This is a genomic window from Pseudomonas sp. VEM90, assembly GCF_054611535.1.
In genome coordinates, this window is sequence record NZ_JBTRAR010000012.1 from 1 (window position 1) to 24514 (window position 24514).

Sequence of the window (24514 nt, forward strand, 5' to 3'; positions counted from 1 at the left end):
TCAGGACAGGCAAATCCTTGCCCTGCGCCACGAACTCTATGAGCGCGCTCGAAGCAAGAATCCGGAGCGATGGTCAGGACGCACTCGCAACTGGGAGCCGATTGGTACCGTGCTGCTGAACCCTGATAGAGAACAACAGCACGTGAAGCAAGCCGCATAGTTGGATGGTTGACGCGACAACTACCTTGAAAAACGCCGGCGTTGCCAAAGCCATAGAGATTGTCAGTGTCCCGCCGACTGATGGTACCTGCGCGCAGGGCGGGCAGGTTCAGATAGCCATCATTCTTGAAATCCGACTCGTAATGGCTGAACCGGGCCGAGTACTTTGCATCATCGAAGACCTTGGAAAGCTTCCAGAAATAGTTGTCGCGGTTGGTTTCTGCAGCTTTCCGATACCCATTGGTCTTGTAGACGTCGGCAACGAACAGGGACTCGAAGCCTTCGTGCTCTCCCGCAAGAACCAGGTTAGCTCGGCGACCGTCATAGCTCGCGATATCCAGGCCAATACTCGAAGCAACATCGCTGCCATCCAGTGTCTCGATGTTTACTGCCCCTGCTCGGTTTTGATCGCCAAACAACGCCGACACAGGCCCCTTGATGACATCGACCCGCTTGATCATCTGCGGCGTAAGCCACTCCATGAACACAGGGCCATGACCAGCACCACCTTGGCTGGATGGAATGTTTTGAGGTACGCCGTCCACATACACAGCCACGTCCGCACCGTGAGTACCGTTCGTGGCGAAGCCACGCATGCGGAAGCCATTGCCGGTGTCCCCCTGATCGATGTTGTTTGCAACCACGCCTGGCACACGACGGTAAATGTTGGAGATGTCCCGATCCACGTTGAGCGTGCGAATTTCTTCCTGAGTGATAGTCGACACTGCCGCCGGCAAGCTCTCTGGTGCGTTGCTAACCTTGTTGCGTTCCAATGGCTCTATCCGAGTAGTGCTTCCTCCCTCCCCCGTGACCTCGATTGCTTCAAGCTCGGTAACCTCTGCGGCTTCCACTTCAACCGCGCCCACCGGCTCAAATGCACTCAACCCTGTCAGCGCCGCACCAGTAAGAACCCACACTCTGCTGCGCTTCGCACATCCATACATAAAGACAACCTTATCGTTATGTTATAACGTTTGTTTTGCACGATACAGGATTGCATAGACAAGCGCTATGGATCGGTATGGGTGCTCATGTGGGGGGCGCACTCGACGCAGGCGTACCCTTCACCCCAATGGATACGGCATTCTCGAGGTTAGGAAGACATATGAAGCTCGTGCTTTCGCTGGCCGCGGTTATCAGCGCTGTTGGCGCTCAAACCGCAAGTGCACATGGCATTTGGACAGAACAGCGTTACGGTCACCTTGAGGTCGTTTACGGTCATGGTGCGGAGGATGAGGCTTATCAGGCTAAGAAGATCAAGGGTGTCTGGGCATATGACCAAGCCGGTCATTTGGTACCAGTCACAGTAGAACGCCTGGATGACCATGCTCGCCTACACCCAACGTCATCCCCTGCCGTCGTCACAGTCGCACTGGACAACGGAATATGGAGCAAAGGAAAAGATGGTAAGGCCATCAATGCGCCCAAGTCTGATGTCCCTGACGCAATCAGCACCAGTCATAGCTACAAATACAGCCTGGCCATTTTGAAGCCACACGCTCACGTGCCTGATCGCCTCAAGCTTGCGATGATCATTCGTCCACTCAAAGACCCGCTTGAAGTGGGTGTTGGGAAGCCCTTACCGGTGGAGGTAACGATTGACGGTAAACCTGCAGCGAATATCCCTTTGTTCGAAGATTATCGAGGTTTGCCGGAAGGCAATAGCGTCACGACCGACCCACAAGGGCGGGCGACCGTAATTGTTCGAAACAGAGGTCTCAACATCATTGCAGCGCAAGCCAGGGTTGCCATGGACGGCGATCCGAACTCGGAGAGGAGTTTGTTCACCTCGTTGAGCTTTGTCGGCGAGCCCCACCAGCACTGACGGAGCACTCCAGGGCTCGGGCTTGGTGCCAAAGCTTATGGAGTACCCCGCAGCATGATTTACCAAACCGCCCTCAGCATTGATCGCTGCAGCGCGGACACTGCTTACTTCTTCTTCACACCCCCCTGCCTGGCTTTGAACCGGGGGTTCGATTTGCATATCACGTAAAGCCTGCCGCGGCGCTTAACGACCTGGCAGTCCCGGTGACGATGTTTAGCTTGCTTGAGCGAAGATAGTACCTGCATAGCCCACCTACTGTTATGTGATAACGTAACGATAACGACTATCATTCTCGACTGCAAGCAGCAGATTGGCCATTGCTTCCAGGTATCGTCTTGCTCCTGACCATGATGCGCGGGTTGACCACGGTCGAAGCACATGACAGACGGAGGTTCGATTTCCTCCGGAAGCCCACAGCTCGTAGGTTCGCTTGGCAAGACCTCTGACTCGCAACCGTATTTATTACCAGCGATCTGCGACTCAAGTGCGGGGCATTTCTTCTCTTATCGCAAGCCACGAAAAACCGTCTCGCTCAATATCACTCCAAAAATTTCGACAATGCCGAATTAAGGCCAGACATCTGCTCAAAAGATCGACACCTTGTCTTTGGCTAATTATTCTTTGGCCTCCTTTTACATGGAGTCATTATTGTGAATTTAAACCTTCAAGGCAAAAAAGTATTGGTCAGCGGGGCAACACGCGGCATTGGCCGAGCGATCGTCGAATGTTTTATTGCTGAAGGGGCGCAGGTTTCCTTCTGCGCTCGTGACAGCGAAGGGGTCTCGCAAGCTCAGCGTATATATGGCGACAATGCATTCGGCTCGGTAGTTGACGTCACTGATAACTCACAGGTGAAGGGGTGGGTAGACGAATCAGCTGCAAAAATGGGTGGCATCGATATCATCATCCCCAATGTGAGCGCCCTGCTCGCGGGGGAGGATCTAGATGTGTGGCATAAAGGATATAACACTGACCTTTTGGGAACCGTACACTTCGTCAACGCTGCCATCCCACACCTCAAAGAATCTGAGAATGCATCCATAGTCATCATCTCAAGCGTCTCGGGCCGTGACATTGATATCTTTGCAGAGCCTTACGGTGTCTTCAAAGCAGCGCTTATCCACTACGGTAAGACATTGGCACTTAAGCACGCCTCCGACGGCATACGTGTCAATACCGTTTCACCTGGAAACGTCTATTTTGAAGACGGCGTCTGGGGGAAAATTGAGCGTGAGCAGCCGGACATCTTTGCTCAATTCATAGCTGCCAACCCCACTGGACGTATGGGTTCACCTGCCGAAATCGCGAGCGCTACAGTCTTCTTGGCCAGTCCTGTTTCGAGCTTTACAACCGGCGCTAATTTCCTGATCGATGGGGGCCTGTCGAGAGGCGTACAGTTCTAGTTTCCCGCCCCGGCCATGTCCGGGGCTCTTCTTCCTAAGTTAGAGGCTAAGAAGTGGGTATAAGTCTCGCATGCATTTTTTAACAGCCTCGATCATTGATGCGCCTGGTAGCTTATGAGAAATTGCAGTTGCACCAAGAGACGCAACAACCTCACCCCTCAGGCGAAGAGGAAGTGCCACACAATTCAGGTCAAATTCGCTCTGTCCGATGTCAGCGGCATATCCCTGCCTTCGAATCATTTCAATTTCTTCCCGCAACTCTAGCGTTACATCCCCAACCAGGCTTAGCCTTCTCAGTAGTGCCGCGTCATGTGCAAGCAAGACCTTACCTACCGCCGTTTCCGTCAGTGCGTTACATTCAACTGCTGGATCAGAAGTTGAAAGCCCATTGGGCTCTGAACGCTGCACGATGACATAGTTATTTACACCACATGCCACTGCCAATAATGACGTCACACCGCAAGCAGCGCTAAACGCTTGCATGGCAGGCATAAAGAGCCTAATTAGCTCTTGCTCTCTGCTCTCAGCGGGCCTCGCCAAGTGAAGTAACTTTATCCCCGTCGTATAGAGCAAGCCTTCCCTTATTACATACCCAAGGTCTACTAAGGTATTGAGCAAACCATGGGCAGTGCTCGCCGTTAGGCCTGCAGCCGTGGCGATATCATTAAGTTTCGCACTGCCGCCAAAGTCACGCAAAACCTCTAAAATGGCCAATGCGCGCTCAACAGATTGTATATTTTTACTCTTCACGATCTCGACCCGCTTTCGGTAGGCATTTTGAGCAAGGAGGTGCATCCGAGCACCTAGATCGGTAGCTCCCTCAACACGAATCAGTCATATTGTACATAATTTGACAAAACGTACAGATCACCTTAATTTCCGCCCTCAATCCGCCTTCATGCAAGGAAACCTTGATGTCACCTCACGCTCTTCTCCTAGAAACGCTAGAAACGAATGCGTGCAGATTCCGCCTTGTGGAACATCCGTCCGCCGGCAAGTCGGTTGAGGTGGCCTTAGCCCGCGGAACTGAGGTGGGACAAGGTGCGAAGGCACTGATCTGCTCAAGCACTCACACCGACGGTTCGGTTCAGTTTGTTTTGGCGGTGCTGCCTGCAGATAGAAAACTGTCGACAAGCCAGCTTGCCGAGCACTTGGGTGCCAAAAAAATTCGATTGGTCTCCGCTGACAAAGCTAATGAGTTGACGGGATGCGTGGTCGGGGCCATCCCTCCCTTCAGCTTCAATGAAGAACTGAAGCTTGTGGCGGATCCGGAATTGTTCGAGCGCTATTCCGAGATCGCCTTCAACGCGGGCCGTCTAGACAGATCAATCATCTTGAATTCCGACGACTACCTGCGCGTGGCCAGACCTGTACTGACCAAGATCGCAGAGCAGTAGTGCTGCGCTCAGAATGAAAACACCGCCTGGCGTGCGTGGCACCAGGCGGTGATCAGAATCCTTCCCGAACCTTACTCGCCGTTCACGAGAAGGCATTCAATCCTTAGCCCCTCGACGCTCCATTACCAGCCATTCACACGAGACCAATGGGCCACTTCACCGTTTGGTTGCAGCGCCTCATAGGCCGGGTACTGGGCACCAGTTGCACAAGCATGATTGGGAAGGACGCGCAGCTGAGTGCCGATTGGATACAGCTTCTCTACGTCCACAGACATACCCTCTTCAAAGGACGCCACGCCGTGCTCTTGGTTGGCAGAACGCAACAGCAGCCCGTCAATGAGGGTTCCGTTCGAGTCACATACCAGGCCGTACCCGAAGTTACATTGCTGAGCTTGAGTACCTCGGTCACGACTCATGGCCATCCAACCGGAGTCAGTGATAATCCACCCTTTATCGGGCTGGTGGCCGATCACAGTAGTGAGAACAGACAAAGCCAAGTCATCCAGAGCACACACACCTACGTTGTGCATCACCAGGTCAAAGAAAACGTACACCCCGGCGCGCAGTTCGGTAACGCCTTCCAGGTGAACAGCAGAGAGCGCTGTCGGGGTCGACCCCACACTGACTTCGGGGCAAGGAATGCCAGCAGCCCGAATAGCCTCGGCTGCCTTGACGCACTCGGAGCGTTCGAGCTCAGCGATTTCCTGAAGAGCTTCCAATGTGTTGAGCTTGTAGCTTTCGCCAGCATGAGTCATCACGCCTTTGAGTACAGCGCCCCCCTCATGGATCACCTTCGCAATGTCAACCAGCAGTGGATCATCACTGCGGACTCCAGAGCGGTGATGATCGCTATCAATCTCGATGAACACTTCGAAACGTTCATCGTGGGCACGTCCAAACTCAACTATGGCCCGAGCGCCGGCAACGCTGTCAGTCACGATGATCAAAGCACACCCCGCTCGGCGCAGATCCAACGCGTGAGCAAGCTTGTTAGGCGCCATGGCGACAGCATACAGAATGTCGGTGACCCCTTGAGCGAAGAAAGCTTGGGCTTCCTTGAGGGTAGAGACGGTAACGCCCTGAGCTCCTGCCTGGATCTGCGCCTCCACCACTTGAGCACATTTAGTGGTTTTCACGTGAGGTCGCAACCTGACACCAAGGCTGTCAGCCCGGTGCTGCATGCGTTGAATGTTTCTGTTCATGCGAGCGACGTCGACGACTGCTACCGGTGTGTCCAAGGTGTGAATAGAGGTGGTCATGGCGAATCTCTGATGTGGTTTTGTCGTTGCAACTCTAGCCGTATGGATATATTTTTGGTTAACGGTAGATTAATCAAAGGTTAAGCAATTCTTAATGATAACGTTCGCCGACCTTGAGCTCGTCACCGCAATTTCTGCCTCTGGCTCACTGAGTGAAGCGGCTCGAAAATTGCGGGTCACAACTGCAGCCCTCTCGATGCGGCTGCGTAAGCTGGAGGTCGCGTTGGGCCTCAAACTCGCCAGCAGAGACTCCAGACGATTGTCCCTAACGGAAGATGGCGAGCGCCTAGCGGAAGAAGGCAAACGCCTGCTGCAATCATTGGAAGAGCTTTCTGAATCCATGATCGGGGATGACCAGCAACTCCAGGGCGTCTTGCGCCTTGCAGCGCCATTCGGATTTGGCCGCTTGCGTCTTGCGCCAATGCTTGCTCGTTTTGCCAAGCTTCATCCCAAGCTCAAGATCGAACTCGACTTGAAAGAGACACCCTGGCCTGACCGCAACAACTGCGACGCAGTAATCCACATAGGCTCCATATCGGACAGTTCATGGACTGCGCAGGTGCTCGCATCCAACGAGCGATGGTTATGTGCCAGCCCCACGTACCTGCAGAAGCATGGTATGCCCGACACGCCAAACGACATCGCATCCCACCGGTGTATTTGCATTCGCGAAAATGATGAGCACGTAACGTTCTGGCATCTCCACAGGAAAGCACAAACCCAGTCAATTCGTGTCCTCCCGGCCATGACTACCAACGACGGTGGTGTCGCTCGTAGATGGGCAGAGAGCGATCTGGGCCTAGTCTTACGATCTCAATGGGATGTAGCTGAATCTGTGGCAAATGGAACGCTGATGCGTGTTCTGCCTGACTGGCAGTTCGACACGGCGCCGATCCTTCTTCTCATCCCGACTCAAAAAAATCGGTCGAGAAAGGTACAGATGCTTAGCAGTTTTCTAAGTGCGTCCTTCAAATCCCCAATCCCGGACTCGATCTGAATCGGGCCGCCTCCGAGCGATTGACACTATTCATACAGGCTGGATATCTTCAAAAAATGAAGAAAACTACCCCCGAACAACAAGCTCTCATTTCCCAAATGGAGCAGATCGCTGAAGGTTTGAGTCAGACCTTTAGCCCTTTTTGCGAAGTCGTTTTGCATGATCTTCGTGATCCTGAACACGCGATCCTGGCCATTCACAATAACTTGTCGGGTCGTGAGGTAGGCCACCCCGCCACAGAGCTAGGACTTGCGAGGATTGCCGACCCGGCTTACCCGCAGGTCATCGCCAACTATCCAAACCAATTCAAAGATGGCCGCCAGGTGAAAAGCACCTCCATCGGCATCAAGGACTCGACCGGTCGTTACGTTGCGGCACTGTGCATGAATATCGACCTCACGCTGTTCCGAGGCCTACAGGGGATGATCGAGCAGTTCGGCTCGTTCAGTGGAGACCGCCCACACGAGTCCTTGGAAAGCAGTGGTGCAGAGACAATCCGGGCCAAGATTGACCAATTTGCCGCTCGCTTAGCCACCACTCCCCGCGCGTTGAAAGCAGCCGACCGAAGAGTTCTGCTTCAAGAGCTGAAAGAGGCCGGCTTGCTTGAGATTAGAAAAGCGATGGAAACCGTAGCCTCTCATCTCGGCGTATCTCGAGCGACAGTGTACAGCGACTCCAGATAAGGGCCGCTTGTCTGTCCGCTGTCAGACTGGACACCCCTTGGCCCTGAGCAGAGCGTTGAAGCGATCAGGGTCAAGCGAACCATCCTCAATACCCTTCATGATCATCGCTTCACGATCCAGCAATTGGCGGCACCGCTCAAACACAACAGGCAGTTGTTCCTGGGCGATTGCAACCACGCCATCTGAATCACCAACGACCAAGTCGCCTGGATTGACTACTAGCCCAGCACAGGAGACTGGAACATTGATCTCACCGGTACCATCAGTACTCGGGCCGCGATGCACACAACCTAGGGCAAAGATCGGCATTTTCCCATCCAGCCAATCGTCACGATCTCGCAATACACCGTTGACCACGATACCCGCGATACCCGCCTTCAACGCCATCGCTCGCATGATGCCACCGATGATGGCTCGGGTCTGATCGCCACTGCCATCGACCACCAGGACGTCACCCGGACGAGCCATTTGAATCGCTTTCAGCGTCATCAGGTTATCGCCAGGTCGAACCCGAACAGTGATCGCAGAACCGCACATGTGACCCCGCCCATGATATGGACGAAGCCCTAAACCGCCGACATTACGTCCCAGGCAGTCACTGATGATTGCGCTTGGGATCCGGCTGAACTCATTCAGCCATTTCTCGCTCACGCCAGCTGGGGATTCATTGATGTGAAAGCCAGTAGGCCAAGCTTCGTTAGAAGCGACATTGAGCATCGCCAATCTCCTGAATTATGCAGAAATGGTCGTATGGGTAGCTCTTCAAGCAGCTGTTGCTACACGCGCAACCGCTTCAATCTCGACCAGGTAGCCATGGTGCAATTCGGGCACCGGTACAACTGCGCGGGCCGGACGATGGCTCCCCAGTGTCTCGGAGTAAATCCGGTCGAACGCTGGCCAGTGCTTCACACCAGCGACATAGACCGTCACCTTGACCAGGTCTGCGGTGCTGCACCCCGCCGCGTCCAGAATCGCAATGACGTTGTTCAGAGCCAGCTGGGTCTGCTCAGCAAAGGAGGCATCGATGTTATGAGTCCCATCGGGGCTGACCGGCAGCTGTCCAGAGATGTAAAGAGAGCCTTGGTGAATCACGCCTTGGGAATAGTGGCCGGCAGGAGTAGATGCATCAGCGGTGCTAATTATTTTCATGGGTAACCTAAAAAGTGAGCCGGGCCCCGAGATACTCGAAGCACCGGCTTGACGATGAGACTTAGTGACCGTTCAAGAATGCTTCTTGAACCTTTTGAGGGTCTGTGACGCCGTTCGCAATGAGCAGCTGGGTAAGCACCCTTGCCTTCTGAGGATTCAGATCCATTGAAGCGACAAAGCCGCTTTTGGAATCATCCACTTCAACATTGCGGTTGACGTAACCCTTGCTGACGCGTGTCGAGCGCACCACGACGATGCCCTGAGCCGCCGCTTTTTCCAGAGCAGCCAATGCCGCTTTCGAGGTGTTACCGTCACCCATGCCAGCCAAAACAATTCCCTTGGCCTTATCAGCGATGGCGTGCTCAATCTGCAGCGCGTCCATGTTGCTATGGCTGTAGATGATCTCTACCCGAGGCAGCGGCGCTTCCGGTAGTTTAAGCAGCTGCCCTGGAACAGCAGGCTTTACGAATCTGACATGCCCAAGATCCACATAGCCCTGTGACCCCAGGTTCGGGGACTGCATGGTCTGTACACTCGTACTGTGCGTCTTGGTCACGCCTCGCGCGCTGTCGATCTGGTCGTTCATCACGACCATTACGCCACGGCCCTTGGACTGCTTGTCTACAGCAACCTGCACAGCCTCGTAGATATTGGCAGGGCCATCGGCACCGAGAGCCGTGGCTGGGCGCATCGAGCCTACCAGCACGACAGGTTTGTCAGTCTTCAGTACCAAACTCAGGAAGAACGCTGTCTCCTCCATAGTGTCAGTGCCGTGAGTCACTACAACGGCGTCAGCCTCTCCCTGGTCGAGAGCTTTCTGAATGCGACTGGCAAGTTTTAGCCAGATGTCATCGGACATATCTTGCGATCCGATTGAAGCAACCTGCTCTGCAGACAAGGAAGCCAGATCACCCAGACCCGCAACTGATGAGACTAATTGCTGGGCGCCAATTGCACCTGCGTTGTAGGCACCGCTGCCGCGGTTATCGGCTGAGCCAGCGATCGTGCCACCAGTGGCCAGGAGAAGAACGCGAGGCAACGCTGCCTGTTGATTGGTTGTACTCATGGGTTTCTCTTGAGCGTAAGCGGGAGCTACAACAACGAAACCGGTCAGCAGTGAAACCATTGCTGCGGCGAGCAGCTTCTGGGTAAAAAACTGACGAAAGCTGGAGCTCTGGATAGTGATGGACATGATTTCGCTTCTCTTTTTTTTGTTAGTGAGCGGTAGAGTTAAACGACTTGGGTTGACCCTTCGAGGCGCCCCTCAGCGACATCTTTTTCATCAGCATTGCCGTGCCTGCCGATCACAGCGGTAGCAACACTGCAGCCGAAGACGTTGGTGGCTGTACGCCCCATGTCCAAAATTGGGTCAACGGCCAGAATGAGCAGCAAGCCAGCTTCCGGAAGCCCTATCATCGGCAGCCCTGCGGCCAGCACAACGAGCGAGCCACGTGCGACACCTGCGGTTCCCTTACTGATCACGAGCAGAGTCAGCAGCACCACGACCTGGTGGGCGAACGTCATCTCGATGTTGTAAGCCTGAGCGATGAACATGACGATGAAGGCTTGATACATCATTGAGCCGTCAAGGTTGAACGAGTAGCCCAGAGGCAACACAAAGCTGGTCACACGCTTGTTTGCACCAAATTTTTCCAGCGCCGCGATCGTCTTCGGATAGGCCGCCTCACTGCTGGCAGTCGAGAAAGCGATCAGAAGAGGTTCGCGCATGAGCGACAGCAGCGGCTTCATTCGCTGCCCGAGAGCGAGATAACCAGCCAACGAGATCAACAGCCACAGCAACGCAATACCGAGGAAGAACTGTGCGACCATTTTCCCGAAGGTCATCACCATCTCCAAACCATGCACGGTCACCGTGGAAGCAATTGCAGCGAATACTGCAAACGGTGCTACGTACATGACGTAGTCAGTGACCTTGAACATGACGTTGGCGAGCTCTTCAAGCACGTCGACAATAAGCGACTTGCCTTTGCCTTTGACGAAGGCCAGTGCGCTGCCGAAGAACAACGAGAAGATAACAATCTGCAGCACTTCGTTGCTGCCCATCGCCTCGATAATGCTGCGGGGGAAGACATGGGACAGGAAGACTGGAAGGCTCAGAGAACCTGCGCTCAATCCGGTATTCACTGCTTGGTTAGGGTCGACCGTCAAGTTCAGCCCAGTGCCTGGCTGGAACAGGTTGGCGAGCACCAAACCGATGCCAAGCGACACCAGCGATGCGATTAGAAACCAGGAAATGGCCTTGAAACCTACACGACCAATCGAACCGCTGCCCGACATGCTGGCCACGCCCGTGACGAGCGTTGCGAGGACGAGTGGAGCGATGACCATCTTGATCAGACGAAGGAAGACGTCAGTTATCATGTTTAGGTAGGTGGAGATCTCCTTCGCACCGGCTGCATCCAGCTGGCTGTGCAAGACGCCTCCAAGTGCTACACCGAGCACCATACCGACCACAATCGCTTTTACAATAAAGCGGCTTTTCATATTCACCTCTTATTATCGAGGCCATGTTTATCCATGGCCATTTTTGTTTGGGCAGAATTACTGAAACATCAATATTTCGGCAAAGCTTCGCCATCAGGTGAAGTCACACCCATAGGCGTAGCTTTAACGCAAAGATCTAATTTTTATTGAAGGAATCGACCAAACTTGTCGATATCAATATTGCCGCCGGTAATGATGACCCCGACGCGCTTGCCTTTCAGCTCATCCTTGAACTTACGAACAGCAGCCAAGCCCAAGCACCCTGTTGGCTCAACTACCATTTTCATACGCTGGGCAAAAAACTTCATCGCCTCGACCAGCTCTGCATCGGTCACCGTTTCGATGCGGTTCACGCCGTTCAGGATGATCGGGAAAGTGTAATTACCCAGGTGTTGTGTCTGAGCGCCGTCAGCAATGGTGTCCGGCGTATCGATGTGTACGATCTCGCCAGAGTTGAAAGACCGCTGACCATCATTACCCGCTTCCGGCTCCACACCAATGAGTGTGCAGGCAGGTGAAAGCGCACGGGTAGAAAGCGTGGTACCGGACAGCATCCCGCCGCCACCTAAGCCAGCGAACAGCACATCCAGCTCGCCAACGCTTTCGAAAAGCTCCTTGGCAGCTGTGCCTTGGCCAGCCAGAACATCGGGATGATCATAGGACGGGATCAGGGTCATACCGTGTTTGGCGGCAAGTGACCGGCCAATCGCTTCGCGGTCTTCGGTATAGCGATCGTAAAAAATGACCTCGGCACCGTAGCCCTTGGTCGCCGCCACCTTAGCAGCTGGTGCGTCAATCGGCATGACGATAGTCGCGGGTATCTTCAGGATTGAAGCTGCCAGTGCGATCCCCTGCGCGTGGTTACCGGAAGAGAACGCCACAACGCCAGATTCCCGCTGCTCAGCAGTGAACTTGGCCAACGAATTGTAGGCGCCCCTGAATTTAAAGGAACCCGTTCTCTGGTAGTTTTCACATTTAAAGAAGACCTCCGCACCGACTTCCGCATTGATGGTGCGGGAGGTCAGAACCGGCGTGATATTAGCGGCCCCTTCGAGTCGCTCCGATGCCTCAATGACATCCTGATAGGTTGGCAGGGTGATTTGCATGACTTGAGTCCTCAACTAATTACCAGGGCCAAGAGATATCGTGGCCCACACCATCAATCTTCGCTTGCTCGAACAACAGACGGGCAACGGTCAAGTCTTGAAGTGCCAAGCCCGTCATGTCGAAGACCGTGATGTCGTTAGCGTTGCGTGAAAAATCAGCTTCCCCGGTCAGCAAATCTCCGATTTCGACTACCGGCATGAAAGGAGCCCATTGGGTTTCCCCGATCTGGATAGCCTGATCGCGGTCATCAACAATGATCTTCGATTTCTCCAGCAATCCCGCTGGAGCTTCCCGCTTCCCTTTGGTGTCTGCCCCCACGCAGTTGATATGCGTGCCGGGCTTCACTGCATCGAGGTCAAACAGCACCTGCCCACCAGGAGTCGCAGTGATCACAACATCACTATTCGAAACCGCCTCATTTGCCGAAGCGCTGTGCTGCACCACACAACGATCAGCAAATTGAGCTTCGAACTGGGAATTAGGCTGCCCATCAAATGTCAGATAGGTCACCGACTTGATGCCTGGCATCACGCGCAGCGCATAGTCCACTTGAATGCTGGCTTGAACGCCTGTACCGAAAACGGTCAGCTTGGTGCTGTCCTGCCGGGCCAGGATTTCCAATCCCAGCGCCCCGGCTGCGCCTGTACGCAACGTGGTGATGGTATTGCCATCAATCATGCAGAGAGGCCGACCAGTCACTGGATCGATCAGGAGAATCGTGGCCTGATGAGGCTCACCACCCAAGCTACGGTTGTTGGGCCAGAAGCCAGCCGCCTTGAATCCCAGCACGCCTTGGCTGGAGATTCCGCCAGATTTGATACCAAAAACCCCGCCCGTGCTGAGCGCCTCTCTCACGATGGGGAATACCTGACCTTCACCTGCACTGTGCAGGTAGAAAGCCTCACGTACTGCAAAAAGAATCTGCTCGGGCGAGACCAGCGCGTTTACGCAGTCCCTATCCAAAATTTTGAGCGTTTCGATCTTCGACATTCTGTAGCGCCTAGACAATCACATCACGATTTCAGACACATTATCTAGTTCTGGACTATCTGTAAAGGTGGCTGCAGGAGCCGTTGGTCACCGCCTTTTTCAGGCTTGGGCCAGAAAAACAAGGCGCCTAATGCGAGGCGGGCTGCTGCCTGGGAGATCCGTGCGGACTCTTGAAGATGATGACAACGACTCATTTCGTCTAGAAATTGACAAAAAGTACAGTCAACCTTATGGTCTTTCGCTTTATTGAAACGGCAGCCCGATCCCGGCTCCGGACTTACCCGCCCTACTCGTGAGAATTCAGTAAGCCATGAACGTACTTTTCGATTGCGACGGTACCCTGGTGGACAGCGAGCGACTCGCGTTCGACGCATTTCAACGAGTGGCCCGTGAGGCGCTCGCGATCGAGCTGACGCCGGAAATGTGGATTGAGGATTTTCTCGGGTTTACTCGCGCTCATTGTCTGGAGCGCTTGGCAGTTCATTTCGGCAGCGCGCTGCCAGACAACCTACCCCAGCTGATTGTCTCAACGCTTCGCCCCATGCTCGAGGCTCAGCTGTTGGCTATTCCTGGCGCGGAAGAAACCCTTCGCAAAATTGCCCTTCCGAAATTCATTGTGTCGAACGCGAGCGTCGGCCATATTGAATTCGTCTTGGGGAAAGCTGGATTGACCGAACATTTCTCTTCCTTCCACTCGCCGACCGCCGGCAAGGCTAGGCCAAAGCCAGCACCCGACGTTTACCTCAACGCTGTTGCTGACCTGGGGCTCACTCCCGCTGAATGCATTGCTGTGGAGGATTCCGTGCCTGGTGTCCAGGCTGCAGTTGCTGCCGGTCTTACCGTCATCGCATTTGCCTCCCAGGTTCCCAAGCATCGCCTGCAGACCGAAGGTGCTCATTACGTCGTTGAGAACTTCAGTGAAATTGCGCGCGTGATTGAGCAAATTTGTGACGCACGCACACAGTGCGCAATGCCACCACTCGAAGCGGGTGCTCTCGCGTGAGGCGTAACACGATCAGCAGTTGAAGATCGGCCCCAGCCCGGTGCCGATGCATCTTTTTACTATGTCGACTCATGCCTCACTCGCGGCAGATGACTGCACCTCTTTGCACAAAGCACGAAGCGTCATTTGAGGTTTCTGGACATAGCCAAAACGACTTGCGATGGGCTCAGAATCTAGCCTGAGCCCCTCGGGCAGGTTAGCGTTCGCCAGTCCCGCGGAAGCGCGTACGGTCTTATGGACTAAAGTCAGCTTTCACGCATATGACGCTCTTGGCGCTCCTGCCGCTCTTTTGCCTCGATGCTGAGCGTTGCTGTAGGCCGCAAGAGCAACCGCCGCAAGCCAATGGGCTCGCCGGTCTCCTTGCACCACCCATATTCCCCGCGCGAGATTCGCTCCAAAGCTTCATCAATCTTGTCCAAGAGCTTTTTCTCGCGCTCCAGAAGCCGTAACTGCCACTGCCTCTGCTCTTCAACCGTCCCTAGATCGGAAGGATCGCTGCTGGGCTCAAACTCACGCATCACCTGGAACTCTCCGGAGATGCGCTCCTGAAGCTCCGCCCGCTGAGACAGCAAGAGCTCGCGAAAAAACTCCTGCTGTGCAGCATCCATGTAGGCCTCATCGGGCAGTGATAGCAGTTCTTGTTCGGTCATGTCGGTCGCTTCCACATCAGTAATTAGATTTATCAGGAACGCTGCGCACCGAAGGCGAGTGGTAACCCTTGGCAACCCTCATTAAGCCGCCCTTCGTGCCATGCAATCTGCCCAGATACGATCGTGGTGCTGACACGATGACGCAGTCGATGATTCTGGAACGGCGTCCACTGGCAGTGAGCCAAGATGGGATCAAGGCTGACGGGGCGCGGACTTTCAAGCCGCTCAATCAATGCCAGATCCGCCCAGTAGCCTTCGCGCAGGTACCCACGCTCATGAATGGCGAACAAATCGGCGACCGCATGGCTGGTTTTGCGCACCAGCTGAGTGATCGGCAGAACGCCCTCTTCAACCAGTTCGAAAAGAGCCGGAAACGCATGCTGCACAAGCGGCAGGCCTGAAGGCGCCGATGCATATGGCCGCTGCTTCTCCGCCAAGGTGTGAGGCGCATGATCAGTGCCAATCACATCGATACGGTCACAGAGCAACGTCGATCGGTTGCCCGCTGCGGTTGGCCGGCGCCAATAGAATCATCGCGATACCCATGAGGTAGCCCAGCCCCGATACGATGTGCAGGTATTTCATGCCAACCCAGTCAACGATCAAGGCACAGGCAATAATACCCAGGGTGAAACCCCAGAACACCGATGAGATGGTCAAGCCTATCATCGCGTTGGATAAGTGGTAATCGTCGCCGATCGATTGCAGAACGTCCGCACGGATGGAAAAGATCATCGAGGTCACCAGCAGCGACAGGCAACTGGCGAAGAACAGTTTGTTGGCCTGGATCATGATCATGGCTCCCTTTCACTGGGCATCGATTTCAGCGAACAGGTACACCAGGCAGAAGCCGTCCATGGGCATCACCGGGTTGGACCAGATCATGCGTGTGTGACGGGCTCGCTCGTTGAAGACCCTCACCAACAAGTCCGAAGCACCATCCAGCGCCTTGGGATGATCGTAGAAGTCCTCGGCCACATTGAGCACGCCTTCGAGCCTGTAAATCTGACGGATCCGGCTCAATTCACCCACCGCATCCTTGAGCTGGGCGATCGCGTTCAATGCCGCCAAGTGGCAGGCCGCATAGCCTTGGCCGAGGTCGAGATCGCGCCCCAAGCGGCCACGGTACTGCAATTGCCCATCGATCCAGGGAAACTGTCCGGACGTCATCAGAGTATTGCCGACGATACTCCAGGGTACATAGTTGCCCAGTGCCGGTGCCGGGCTGGGCAAAGTCAGGCCAGCAGCTTGCAGGCGCGATTCAGGTGTGTCGAGCATGATCATGGTGAGGTCCTTGTGCTGTTGTTATTGTCAAGCACGCGCAGGGCGCGCCTGGACGCTATACCGAGGAAAACTCAAGCAGGAGGCAGGTAGGCCGCAGATCCTTGTCGCACCAACGGTGGTCAATCCGGGCTGACGGTGTGAGGCGTTTCTATCTCAAGGTGCGACATGCTCTGGCCAACGATTCGACGACCCGGCACGTAGTCGAAGATCATCTCGATGGTTATGCCGTTAGGGTCCTCGAGAAACAGTTGGTGTTCGCCTATTTGTGGAATGACGCGTTCACGAAACGCAATACCCATGGATTGCAATCGTGACTGGACTTGCTCCAATCCATCGCAACGCAGCGACACATGATCGAGCGAACCCGATCCATATCCGCCTGGCTTGTCGCCGAGGTACATCTGCAGTTCCTTTGGGTCGCCCTGGACACTGGCGATGTGCAACAGCGGCTGGTCGCCGGCATACATCCAATACCCTGGGAAAAGAAACCCCGGTCGTGGACCCGGTGTCAGGCCGATGACGTGCTCGAAGAACGCTGCGGTTTCGACCCAGAGCGGGGTGCGGATGGTGAAATGGTCAAGTTTGTGGACGCCCATGAAGTCCTCCAGATAGGGGGTAATGCCAATAAGCGAGCCGTCGGAAAACGCGGCTCATCGCGCCAGAACATCGAGTTGTAAACCGACAAGGCGCTTATCGAGTCTGGCGTGCCCGGCGCCCGAGATTGATCGACCCTGGTCATGAACACTTCCATGGCCAGGGTGAAAATGAGCCGCCTCGTCGCCCCGGGCACCTTGGTTCAGCCGTTCACGTTATTGATATTCCGGATAGTCGCTGTAACCCACCTCGTCACCGCCGAACAGTCGGCTGCCCTCGAACTCGGCCAGGGGCCAGTCATGCTGCAGCCGCGCGGGAAAGTCCGGGTTGGCGACGAAGGGACGGCCGAAGGCAACCAGGTCCACCAGGCCGGCGTCGAGCAGCGCCTGGCCGCGCGCCAAGGTATAGCGCCCGGCCACGATGATCGCGCCGCTGAACTCACGGCGCAGTTGATACCGGAAGGGTTCGGGAATGTGCGGTGCATCGTCCCAATCCGCCTCGGCCAGGTGCAGATAGGCAACACCCAGGGCGTCGAGCGACTGGGCGGCCTGGAGGATGGTCGGGATCACGTCCGGGCAGTTCATGCCACGGGCGGTGATATAGGGGGCCAGGCGTACACCAGTGCGTTGCGCGCCGATCTCCCCTGCGACCGCGCGCGTGACGTCAATCAGGAATCGGATACGGTTTTCGCGGCTGCCGCCGTACTCGTCATCGCGCAGGTTCGAGGTGGTGCGCAGGAACTGGTCGATCAGGTAGCCGTTGCCTGCGTGGATCTCGACCCCATCGAACCCCGCTTCGCGCGCATACCGGGCGGCCAGGCGGTAATCCTCAATCACCGCCAGGATATCCTCCTTGCTCAGGACGCGTGGCTCGCTGACATCGACCATCCGCCCTACCCCATCTTCACCGACCACCCATACCTGCGCGTCGGCACGCAGCGCCGAAGGCGCCACCGGCTGGCGATCGGCGTGGAAGCTGGCGTGGGACATCCGGCCTACATGCCACAACTGCAGGAACATACGCCCACCCTTGGCATGCACGGCGTCGGTAACCTGCCGCCAGCCTGCTACTTGCTCGGCGCTGTAGATGCCCGGTGTGAAGCTATAGCCCTTGCCCTGAGGGCTGATCTGCGTCGCCTCGCTGATTATGAGCCCGGCGCTGGCGCGTTGGGCGTAATAATGCGCCATCATCGCATTGGCCACGTCTCCGGGCTGTGTGCTGCGTGAGCGGGTCATTGGTGCCATGACGATGCGGTTGGGCAGCGTGAGGGGGCCGAGTTCGTATGGAGTGAAGAGTTTCAGCGGGCTGGACATGGGTGGCTCCTGGTTAGACGGGGGCTTGACTGTTGTGCTGGTAGTCATGGGTAAAATCGATCGGGTCTTCACCGAGAGGGCAATCGAGTTCGAGGATGAACTCATCGGTCAGGCTGATGAATATCTGGCAGGTCCGCTGCTCGGGCATGATGGCGACCTGGTGAGGCAGCTCGCTGGCCTTGACCTGCTTCATCACCACCGCTGCCGGTTGACACGTGCTCAAGGCCAGGTGACTGAAGCGGGTCGCCTCGAGCCCGTCGCATTGCAGCAGGTGCACCAGGGCATGGTCGTCCTGATACAGCCATTGGCCTGGAAACGGGAACGGTGGCCGCGGGCCGGATTGCACCCCAAGCAAGGTCTGCAGCGACGCGGGCAAGTGGTCATCGGCGCCGATGTTGAAGGCTATGTGGTCGAATTTGAAATCGAGAGACATGGGCGATACCTAGTCGTGCTCTATCGGTGCCTACATGATCATTTATTGGAAATGTGCGATAAATACCGCCGTTGGCACATGACTTATAAGGAAAACTTACAAATGCAGGGTCTGGCTGAGTTGAAAGTGCTGGTTAAAGCCGCCGAAGTTGGCAGCCTCTCGGCCGCAGCGCGTGAACTGGATATCAGCCCCGCGGCAGCCAGCCTCGCGCTCAAGCGCCTGGAGTCGCGCCTTGGGGTTCGCCTGCTCGCCCGCTCGACGCGACAGCAACGCCTGACGCCGGAGGGTGAGCGCTATCTGGAGGCGGCGAGGAATGCCCTGGCCGTATTGGACGAAGGTGAACGGGCGGTTCGCGGGACCGGGCATGGACTGGCCGGCGTATTGCAGCTGGCGGCACCTTCGGACTTTGGCCGTAGTGTGCTGCTGGGTTGGCTGGATGAATTGCGTGCCTCGCACCCACACCTGCAATTGCATCTGTTGCTCAACGACCGCCCCAACAACCTGTTCGGCGAGCCGGTGGATGTCGCACTGCGCTTCGGCGTACCGGTCGATTCCACCCTGGTGGCTCTGCCGGTGCTGGAGGCGCATTATCGGGTCGCCTGCGCCAGCCCCGCCTACCTTGCCCGCCAGGGTGAACCAACCTCGCCCCAGGCACTGGCCGAGCACTCTGCAATTGTCTACCAGCGCCAGGGGCGTCCCTACGATAACTGGCGTTTCAGGCGTGGTGACGAGGTCTGCGAGGTCAAGGTCCGCGGTGACTATCGCAGCGACGACGGCGAAGTTGCCAGGCGCTGGGCGCTCGCCGGGCACGGGGTCGTGTACAAGGCATGGCTCGATGTCGCTACGGATGTGCGCGCCGGCCGGTTACGTGCCTTGTTCGCCGACTGGCAGGGAGAGCCTGCGCCGGTCTACCTGATGTGCCCGCACAGGGTTCAGGTCAGTGAGCGGGTCAGGGTCCTCCAGGTCTTTCTACGCGAACGCTGCGCGTCGTTGGCCGGTACGCAGGACATCCGCGTCATCTGAATGGTTGGCTGCATGTCGATCAAGTCTGAACAGGTGTCGTCACGATGCCCCACTAAGCCATACACCCTGCTGGCATTCGATGACGATCCGCAATCGCTGGTAATTCTGCCGAAGATCCTCACGGCCGAGTACGAGGTCCTTCTGGCCAAGAGCGTGGCCGATGTAACGGAGGTCGCTCAGCTGTTGCATGATGCGCAACGAATGCCGCGCGACTCATGAGATGGAAAATCTACGCTTTGCTTCTTCGCACGGGCTGCGCCACACCCAGCCACCTTTGATGCCATGCTTGCGGTGCTTGTCCTTGATCTGCCGTTCAGCTGTCCGAATTATTCAATGAGCGTTAGCCGACGCTCGGGTTTTCCAAAGCGAAAGCAACACGCCACCAATCAGCAGGCCGATTGTAACGCTCAACGATATTTCGGCTGGCACTTTACCCACAACGTCATGAAGGAAGATTTTTGCGCCAATAAAGACAAGCACCAGAGCCAGCGCATACTTAAGGTAAACAAAGCGACTGATCATGGCAGCCAGTGCAAAATAGAGCGCTCGCAAGCCGAGAATAGCAAAGATGTTCGACGTATAAACGATGAACGGATCCTGTGTAATGGCAAAAATCGCAGGCACGCTATCAACAGCAAACACCAAATCTGCACACTCAATCAAAATAAGTGCAAGGAAGAGCGGTGTCACCCATAGAATTCTTTTCCCTGACGCGTCAGGTACGCGAACCATAAAACGTTGACCGTGCAATTCTTTGGTGATGCGTAGGTGGGTGCGCAGGTAGTTGACGAAACGGTTGTTTTCCAAGTCAGGCGCATGATCGACACGAGCGAAGAGCATTTTTACCCCGGTGAACACCAGGAAAGCGCCGAAACAGTAAAGTATCCAACTGAACTGGGCGATGAGCGCAGCCCCAAGGCCGATCATGATAGCCCTCAAGACGATGACCCCCATGATCCCCCAAAACAACACTCGGTGCTGGAACTCCCGAGGAATGGCCAGGAAACTGAATATCAGGGCAATCACGAAAACGTTATCCATTGACAGGGATTTTTCAATCAAGAAACCCGTCACATAGTCCATGCTGGCATCGCTGCCTTTCTGGAAGTACACCCAGACCGCGAACAGGAGGCCCATACTGATGTAGCCCGCAGACAGCAACAAGCTCTCTTTGACTCCAATCTCCCGATTCCCGCGATGCAGCACACCTAAGTCAAGCGCCAATAGTGTTAGCACAACAGCGAAAAAGGAAAGCCAAAGCCAGAGGTCAGTACCAAGAACGTCTTGGTAGAGATACGCACTAAGGGCAGACATGAGCCCCTCCTTTATAGTCGTAGTTGAACAACTATGACTCCGACATGGCGGTATAACCGTCAGAGGGGCCCGGCGTCACGAAGAAAGAATTTATCGGGCGCGAGTAGGCTGCAAGTAGAAAACATTTACAAATTTTGTCCATGACAAGCTAAAACGCTTGCATTGGAAAACTGACTTCGCACACCTGATTGCACCAGCCTCATGGGTGCCCCGCACGTTATCAACGCCTTCATTGGAGCAATGCGCCGCTCGCTCGCGTCGACCTGATGCAGCGCCTTCCGTCGCTCAGAAGGCACCCTCCCACGCACGCCAGGCCGAACATAGGGTGAACAATCCATGGGTACGGGTGATGGCGGTACTGACGACAATGGGACGGACAATACCGGAGGTGACGGTACCGACAGCGGCTCGGGAACCGGCAGTCATGGCTCTGGTAGTAGCGGCACAGACGCGGGTGGTGGCAGTGGCTCAGCCGGAAACGGATCACCCTTCCATCACCGGGTGCGTCAGTTCTGCCCTGGTCTTCAACCGTTCATGCCACCCACGCAGGAGGAAATACCATGCCACGCGGGGACAAAGACAAGTACACGGACAAGCAGAAACGCAAGGCCGAACACATCGAGCAATCTTACGAGGACAAGGGCGTGGGCAAGGATGAAGCCGAAGCACGCGCCTGGGCCACCGTCAACAAACAATCCGGTGGTGGTGAAAAACACGCAGGCTCGGGAAGCAGGACACCGTCGCACGTGAAGAAGACCGCACGCTCGGATTCGGCCAAGCGCGCCGCTGAAACTCGCCAGGGGCATTCGCGGACATCTCACGCGTCGCTGGAATCGCAGAGCAAAGAGAGCCTCATGAAAGAGGCACGCAGCAAAGACATCAAGGGCCGCTCGACCATGACCAAGGCCCAGTTGATTGAAGCCCTGCAAAAACACGGGTGACCGGCGGTATCGGCGTCGTCGGGGTGGCAGCCGCGGTGGCCAACGCGGTCTACCATGCCACGGGCAAGCGTGTGAGGGAGTTTCCGGTCACGCTCGACAAGGTGCTGTGACTGGGCGGGGGCAAGCCCCCACCCACATGCCAGGGACGCTGGAGTCGCGAGCGGCAGCACATCTCGGCGTGGCTGATAATAGCTGGGCTAGCGATTGGCCCCCTCAATCGTCGCGCATGTGCCGCTCATTGCGTTCCTGGCGTTCTTTCGCCTCCACGCACAGGGTGGCGGTTGGCCTGAGCAGCAACCGCTTGAGACCAATCGGTTCGCCAGTTTCCTTGCACCAGCCATACTCGCCACGGGCAACGCGTTCCAGGGCCTCGTCGATTTTGTCCAGCAGTTTTTTCTCCCGCTCCAGCAGCCTCAATTGCCATTGACGATGCTCCTCCGCCGTGCCGATATCGGAGGGATCACTGGTGGGCTCGAAGTCGCGGATCGCTTCGAATTCTTCAGCGATGCGTTGCTGAAGCTCATTGCGCTGGGCAAGCAGCAGCTCACGGAAGAACCTTTGCTGGGCAGCGTCCATGTAGGCGTCTTCCGGTTGGGATAGTAGCTCTTGTTCGGTCATTGCAGGTGCGCTCAGGTCAATGAGAAGAAATGGCGGTCAACCGCGTCGTGCGTTGAACGCCAGCGGCAAGCCTTGGCAGCCCTCGACCAGCCGGCCTTCATGCCAGGCCAGTTGCCCGGAGACCAGTGTCGTGGCCACTCGGTGATGAAAACGATGGTGCACGAACGGCGTCCACTGACAGTGCGCCAGAACCGGATCGAGGCTGACAGCGCGGGGCTCGGGCAGACGCTCGATCAGCGTCATGTCCGCCCAGTAGCCCTCTCGCAGGTAACCACGTTCCGAAATGGCGAACAGATCCGCGACGGCGTGGCTGGTCTTGCGCACCAGTTGGGCAACTGTCAGCACGCCCTCCTCCACCAGCTCGAAGAGCGCCGGAAGTGCATGCTGTACCAACGGCAAACCTGATGGCGCCGAGGCATAAGGGCGTTGTTTTTCCGCCAAGGTGTGGGGTGCGTGATCGGTACCGATGACGTCGATGCGGTCGCACAGCAGAGCCTGACGCAGCGCGTCCCGGTCTTCCCGGGTTTTGATGGCAGGGTTGCATTTGATCAGGTGGCCCAAGCTGGCATAGTCACGGTCATCGAACAGCAGATGGTGCGCGCACACTTCAGCGGTGATCTGCTTGCCCTGCACCGGCCCAGGCTGGAACAACTTCAGCTCTTGGGCGGTGGTCAGGTGCAGCACATGCAACCGTGTGCCGAACTGCTTGGCAAGCTTCACCGCCAGACTCGAAGAGCGCAGGCAGGCATCGGCATCCCGAATGATCGGGTGCATGGCCGGTGGAATGAAATCGCCGTAGCGCTCACGTATGCGCGCTTCGTTGGCCAGGATCGACGGGGAATGCTCGCAGTGCGCCAGGAGGATGGTTGGCACGCTGGCGAACAGCCGTTCCAGCACCCTGGGGTCGTCCACCAGCATGTCGCCGGTGGAGGCGCCCATGAACACCTTCACTCCCGCCACCTCACGTGGGTCGAGGGCCGCCACGGTATCGAGGTTGTCCTTGCTCACGCCAAAATGAAAACCGTAGTTGGCAACCGAGGTGGCGGCGGCGCGGGCTTTCTTGTCGTGCAGGGCGGCAAGATCCAGCGTGGCCGGGTTGGTGTTGGGCATGTCCATGAAGCTGGTGATACCGCCCGCCACTGCTGCGCGCGACTCACTGGCCATGGTGCCCTTGTGCGCAGCGCCAGGCTCACGAAAATGCACCTGGTCGTCGATCATGCCGGGGAGCAACCATTGGCCACGGGCGTCGATTTCGATCGGCGCATTGACGCCCGTGATGCTGCGGGCGATTTTTTCGATACGGCCATGGGCGACCAGGACATCGGCCTCCTGTAGGGCACCTTCGTTGACCAGGCGGGCATTGCGAATGATGGTCCGGCTCATGCGCCCACCTCGGCCGGGTTACCCGTCACCACTACCTGATCACCCTGGATCGCGTTGTAGAAACAGCTGCGACGCCCCGTGTGACAGGCGGCCCCCTGCTGATCTACCAACACCAACAGCGCGTCGCCATCGCAGTCCAGCCGCACGTCATGGACATGCTGAACATGCCCCGAGGTTTCGCCTTTGCGCCACAAGCGCGCACGGCTACGCGACCAGTAGCAGGCCCGCCGGGTCTCGAGGGTTTCCAGCAACGCCTCTTCATTCATCCAGGCCAGCATCAGCACCTCGCCGCTGTCATGCTGCTGAGTGATGGCGGGGATCAGCCCCTGGGGGCTCCAGGGTATGTGGCGAAGCACATCGGTCAAGGCAAAGCGGCTATCCGCTGCTGCCTGCTCAAGGGTAAGGAACATGATTTGCGACCTGCCGTAAATGTTATGTTATAACACTGTTAACTTAGCAGATTACGCCCCTACTGTTCATCTTT

At 56.3% G+C, this 24514-nt stretch carries 28 protein-coding genes and 3 pseudogenes; 10 read left to right on the forward strand and 21 right to left on the reverse strand.

Annotated elements, in window-relative coordinates; genetic code table 11:
• Window positions 1-611: 611 nt before the first annotated feature.
• Window positions 612-1103 (reverse strand): annotated as a pseudogene (locus ACYCCG_RS13145) (TonB-dependent receptor plug domain-containing protein); the annotation flags it as partial.
• Window positions 1104-1264: 161 nt separating this feature from the next.
• On the opposite strand from ACYCCG_RS13145, the gene ACYCCG_RS13150 reads away from it, so the two are divergent.
• Window positions 1265-1984, forward strand: a complete 720-nt coding sequence (locus tag ACYCCG_RS13150) for a DUF4198 domain-containing protein (protein WP_459670707.1) — start codon at window positions 1265-1267, stop codon at window positions 1982-1984.
• Between the two features lie 104 nt (window positions 1985-2088).
• Here the strand turns inward: ACYCCG_RS13150 and ykgO are convergent, their stop codons facing one another.
• Window positions 2089-2229 (reverse strand): type B 50S ribosomal protein L36, encoded by a 141-nt coding sequence (ykgO, locus tag ACYCCG_RS13155; RefSeq protein WP_167057379.1) that lies wholly within the window; start codon window positions 2227-2229, stop codon window positions 2089-2091.
• A 405-nt stretch (window positions 2230-2634) separates the two neighbouring features.
• Here ykgO and ACYCCG_RS13160 point away from each other — a divergent pair, with 405 nt between their 5' ends.
• Window positions 2635-3387 (forward strand): SDR family NAD(P)-dependent oxidoreductase, encoded by a 753-nt coding sequence (locus ACYCCG_RS13160; protein WP_459670708.1) that lies wholly within the window; start codon window positions 2635-2637, stop codon window positions 3385-3387.
• A 39-nt stretch (window positions 3388-3426) separates the two neighbouring features.
• On the opposite strand, the gene ACYCCG_RS13165 is transcribed toward ACYCCG_RS13160, so the two are convergent.
• Complete coding sequence (locus ACYCCG_RS13165; RefSeq protein WP_339444268.1) at window positions 3427-4182, reverse strand: IclR family transcriptional regulator; 756 nt, start codon at window positions 4180-4182, stop codon at window positions 3427-3429.
• 119 nt (window positions 4183-4301) lie between these two features.
• Between ACYCCG_RS13165 and ACYCCG_RS13170 the strand changes: the two genes are divergently transcribed.
• Window positions 4302-4784 (forward strand): YbaK/prolyl-tRNA synthetase associated domain-containing protein, encoded by a 483-nt coding sequence (locus ACYCCG_RS13170; protein ID WP_339444266.1) that lies wholly within the window; start codon window positions 4302-4304, stop codon window positions 4782-4784.
• 122 nt (window positions 4785-4906) lie between these two features.
• Here the strand turns inward: ACYCCG_RS13170 and ACYCCG_RS13175 are convergent, their stop codons facing one another.
• Window positions 4907-6043 (reverse strand): DSD1 family PLP-dependent enzyme, encoded by a 1137-nt coding sequence (locus ACYCCG_RS13175; protein WP_252461115.1) that lies wholly within the window; start codon window positions 6041-6043, stop codon window positions 4907-4909.
• A gap of 94 nt (window positions 6044-6137) precedes the next feature.
• Between ACYCCG_RS13175 and ACYCCG_RS13180 the strand changes: the two genes are divergently transcribed.
• Both ACYCCG_RS13180 and ACYCCG_RS13185 read left to right on the forward strand, forming a co-directional pair.
• Window positions 6138-7040, forward strand: coding sequence for a LysR family transcriptional regulator (locus ACYCCG_RS13180; RefSeq protein ID WP_209965758.1), 903 nt, complete (start codon window positions 6138-6140; stop codon window positions 7038-7040).
• Window positions 7041-7096: 56 nt separating this feature from the next.
• Window positions 7097-7723, forward strand: a complete 627-nt coding sequence (locus ACYCCG_RS13185) for a helix-turn-helix transcriptional regulator (protein WP_209965756.1) — start codon at window positions 7097-7099, stop codon at window positions 7721-7723.
• A gap of 21 nt (window positions 7724-7744) precedes the next feature.
• On the opposite strand, the gene ACYCCG_RS13190 is transcribed toward ACYCCG_RS13185, so the two are convergent.
• The 6 genes from ACYCCG_RS13190 to ACYCCG_RS13215 all read right to left on the reverse strand — a co-directional run bounded on the left by ACYCCG_RS13190 (window position 7745) and on the right by ACYCCG_RS13215 (window position 13474).
• Window positions 7745-8440, reverse strand: coding sequence for an RraA family protein (locus tag ACYCCG_RS13190; protein WP_209965754.1), 696 nt, complete (start codon window positions 8438-8440; stop codon window positions 7745-7747).
• A gap of 45 nt (window positions 8441-8485) precedes the next feature.
• Window positions 8486-8872 (reverse strand): RidA family protein, encoded by a 387-nt coding sequence (locus tag ACYCCG_RS13195; RefSeq protein ID WP_209965751.1) that lies wholly within the window; start codon window positions 8870-8872, stop codon window positions 8486-8488.
• 61 nt (window positions 8873-8933) lie between these two features.
• Window positions 8934-10064 carry an asparaginase gene (locus ACYCCG_RS13200; RefSeq protein ID WP_245355164.1) on the reverse strand — a complete coding sequence of 377 codons (1131 nt, stop codon included), beginning with the start codon at window positions 10062-10064 and terminating at the stop codon, window positions 8934-8936.
• A 38-nt stretch (window positions 10065-10102) separates the two neighbouring features.
• Window positions 10103-11377: a dicarboxylate/amino acid:cation symporter gene (locus tag ACYCCG_RS13205; RefSeq protein ID WP_209965749.1), complete on the reverse strand. Its 1275-nt coding sequence runs from the start codon at window positions 11375-11377 to the stop codon at window positions 10103-10105.
• A 143-nt stretch (window positions 11378-11520) separates the two neighbouring features.
• Window positions 11521-12483, reverse strand: a complete 963-nt coding sequence (locus tag ACYCCG_RS13210) for a threo-3-hydroxy-L-aspartate ammonia-lyase (protein ID WP_245355166.1) — start codon at window positions 12481-12483, stop codon at window positions 11521-11523.
• 19 nt (window positions 12484-12502) lie between these two features.
• Window positions 12503-13474 (reverse strand): ornithine cyclodeaminase family protein, encoded by a 972-nt coding sequence (locus ACYCCG_RS13215; RefSeq protein WP_209965747.1) that lies wholly within the window; start codon window positions 13472-13474, stop codon window positions 12503-12505.
• 310 nt (window positions 13475-13784) lie between these two features.
• On the opposite strand from ACYCCG_RS13215, the gene ACYCCG_RS13220 reads away from it, so the two are divergent.
• The gene (locus ACYCCG_RS13220) at window positions 13785-14477 is read left to right on the forward strand and encodes an HAD family hydrolase (protein ID WP_209965745.1); all 693 of its coding nucleotides are present in this window, start codon (window positions 13785-13787) and stop codon (window positions 14475-14477) included.
• A gap of 245 nt (window positions 14478-14722) precedes the next feature.
• On the opposite strand, the gene dksA (ACYCCG_RS13225) is transcribed toward ACYCCG_RS13220, so the two are convergent.
• The 7 genes and pseudogenes from dksA (ACYCCG_RS13225) to ACYCCG_RS13255 all read right to left on the reverse strand — a co-directional run bounded on the left by dksA (ACYCCG_RS13225) (window position 14723) and on the right by ACYCCG_RS13255 (window position 18751).
• Window positions 14723-15127 (reverse strand): RNA polymerase-binding protein DksA, encoded by a 405-nt coding sequence (dksA, locus tag ACYCCG_RS13225; RefSeq protein WP_209965743.1) that lies wholly within the window; start codon window positions 15125-15127, stop codon window positions 14723-14725.
• A gap of 32 nt (window positions 15128-15159) precedes the next feature.
• A pseudogene (locus ACYCCG_RS13230) lies at window positions 15160-15624 on the reverse strand (dihydroorotase); the annotation flags it as partial.
• Window positions 15605-15919 (reverse strand): hypothetical protein, encoded by a 315-nt coding sequence (locus ACYCCG_RS13235; RefSeq protein WP_459670714.1) that lies wholly within the window; start codon window positions 15917-15919, stop codon window positions 15605-15607. The gene ACYCCG_RS13235 and the pseudogene ACYCCG_RS13230, both read right to left, overlap by 20 nt.
• Window positions 15920-15934: 15 nt before the next feature.
• Window positions 15935-16411 carry an Atu1372/SO_1960 family protein gene (locus tag ACYCCG_RS13240; RefSeq protein WP_218115492.1) on the reverse strand — a complete coding sequence of 159 codons (477 nt, stop codon included), beginning with the start codon at window positions 16409-16411 and terminating at the stop codon, window positions 15935-15937.
• A gap of 119 nt (window positions 16412-16530) precedes the next feature.
• Window positions 16531-17007, reverse strand: coding sequence for a VOC family protein (locus ACYCCG_RS13245; RefSeq protein ID WP_176684196.1), 477 nt, complete (start codon window positions 17005-17007; stop codon window positions 16531-16533).
• Between the two features lie 213 nt (window positions 17008-17220).
• The gene (locus ACYCCG_RS13250) at window positions 17221-18318 is read right to left on the reverse strand and encodes an alkene reductase (protein WP_459670716.1); all 1098 of its coding nucleotides are present in this window, start codon (window positions 18316-18318) and stop codon (window positions 17221-17223) included.
• Window positions 18319-18331: 13 nt separating this feature from the next.
• A complete protein-coding gene (locus ACYCCG_RS13255) occupies window positions 18332-18751 on the reverse strand; it encodes a hypothetical protein (protein WP_459670718.1) in 420 nt (139 codons plus the stop codon).
• Between the two features lie 102 nt (window positions 18752-18853).
• Here ACYCCG_RS13255 and ACYCCG_RS13260 point away from each other — a divergent pair, with 102 nt between their 5' ends.
• Window positions 18854-19774 (forward strand): LysR family transcriptional regulator, encoded by a 921-nt coding sequence (locus ACYCCG_RS13260; protein WP_459670719.1) that lies wholly within the window; start codon window positions 18854-18856, stop codon window positions 19772-19774.
• A gap of 12 nt (window positions 19775-19786) precedes the next feature.
• Window positions 19787-19993: a hypothetical protein gene (locus tag ACYCCG_RS13265; protein ID WP_176684162.1), complete on the forward strand. Its 207-nt coding sequence runs from the start codon at window positions 19787-19789 to the stop codon at window positions 19991-19993.
• Window positions 19994-20104: 111 nt separating this feature from the next.
• On the opposite strand, the gene ACYCCG_RS13270 is transcribed toward ACYCCG_RS13265, so the two are convergent.
• Entirely contained in the window at window positions 20105-21088 is a 984-nt protein-coding gene (locus ACYCCG_RS13270; RefSeq protein WP_392460689.1) for a TerC family protein, read from the reverse strand.
• Window positions 21089-21648: 560 nt separating this feature from the next.
• On the opposite strand from ACYCCG_RS13270, the gene ACYCCG_RS13275 reads away from it, so the two are divergent.
• Together ACYCCG_RS13275 and ACYCCG_RS13280 are read left to right on the forward strand one after the other, a co-directional pair.
• Window positions 21649-22029: a termination factor Rho gene (locus ACYCCG_RS13275; protein ID WP_339533469.1), complete on the forward strand. Its 381-nt coding sequence runs from the start codon at window positions 21649-21651 to the stop codon at window positions 22027-22029.
• 2 nt (window positions 22030-22031) lie between these two features.
• Window positions 22032-22139, forward strand: a pseudogene (locus tag ACYCCG_RS13280) (hypothetical protein); the annotation flags it as partial.
• Window positions 22140-22242: 103 nt separating this feature from the next.
• Here the strand turns inward: ACYCCG_RS13280 and dksA (ACYCCG_RS13285) are convergent.
• From dksA (ACYCCG_RS13285) to hisI, 3 genes are read right to left on the reverse strand one after another with little or no spacing between them, the layout of a single operon-like run.
• Window positions 22243-22647 carry an RNA polymerase-binding protein DksA gene (gene dksA / locus ACYCCG_RS13285; RefSeq protein ID WP_064493495.1) on the reverse strand — a complete coding sequence of 135 codons (405 nt, stop codon included), beginning with the start codon at window positions 22645-22647 and terminating at the stop codon, window positions 22243-22245.
• 36 nt (window positions 22648-22683) lie between these two features.
• Window positions 22684-24030: a dihydroorotase gene (locus ACYCCG_RS13290; protein WP_339533470.1), complete on the reverse strand. Its 1347-nt coding sequence runs from the start codon at window positions 24028-24030 to the stop codon at window positions 22684-22686.
• A complete protein-coding gene (hisI, locus tag ACYCCG_RS13295) occupies window positions 24027-24440 on the reverse strand; it encodes a phosphoribosyl-AMP cyclohydrolase (RefSeq protein ID WP_339444262.1) in 414 nt (137 codons plus the stop codon). Before hisI ends, ACYCCG_RS13290 begins: the two co-directional genes overlap by 4 nt.
• Between the last annotated feature and the right edge of the window lie 74 nt (window positions 24441-24514).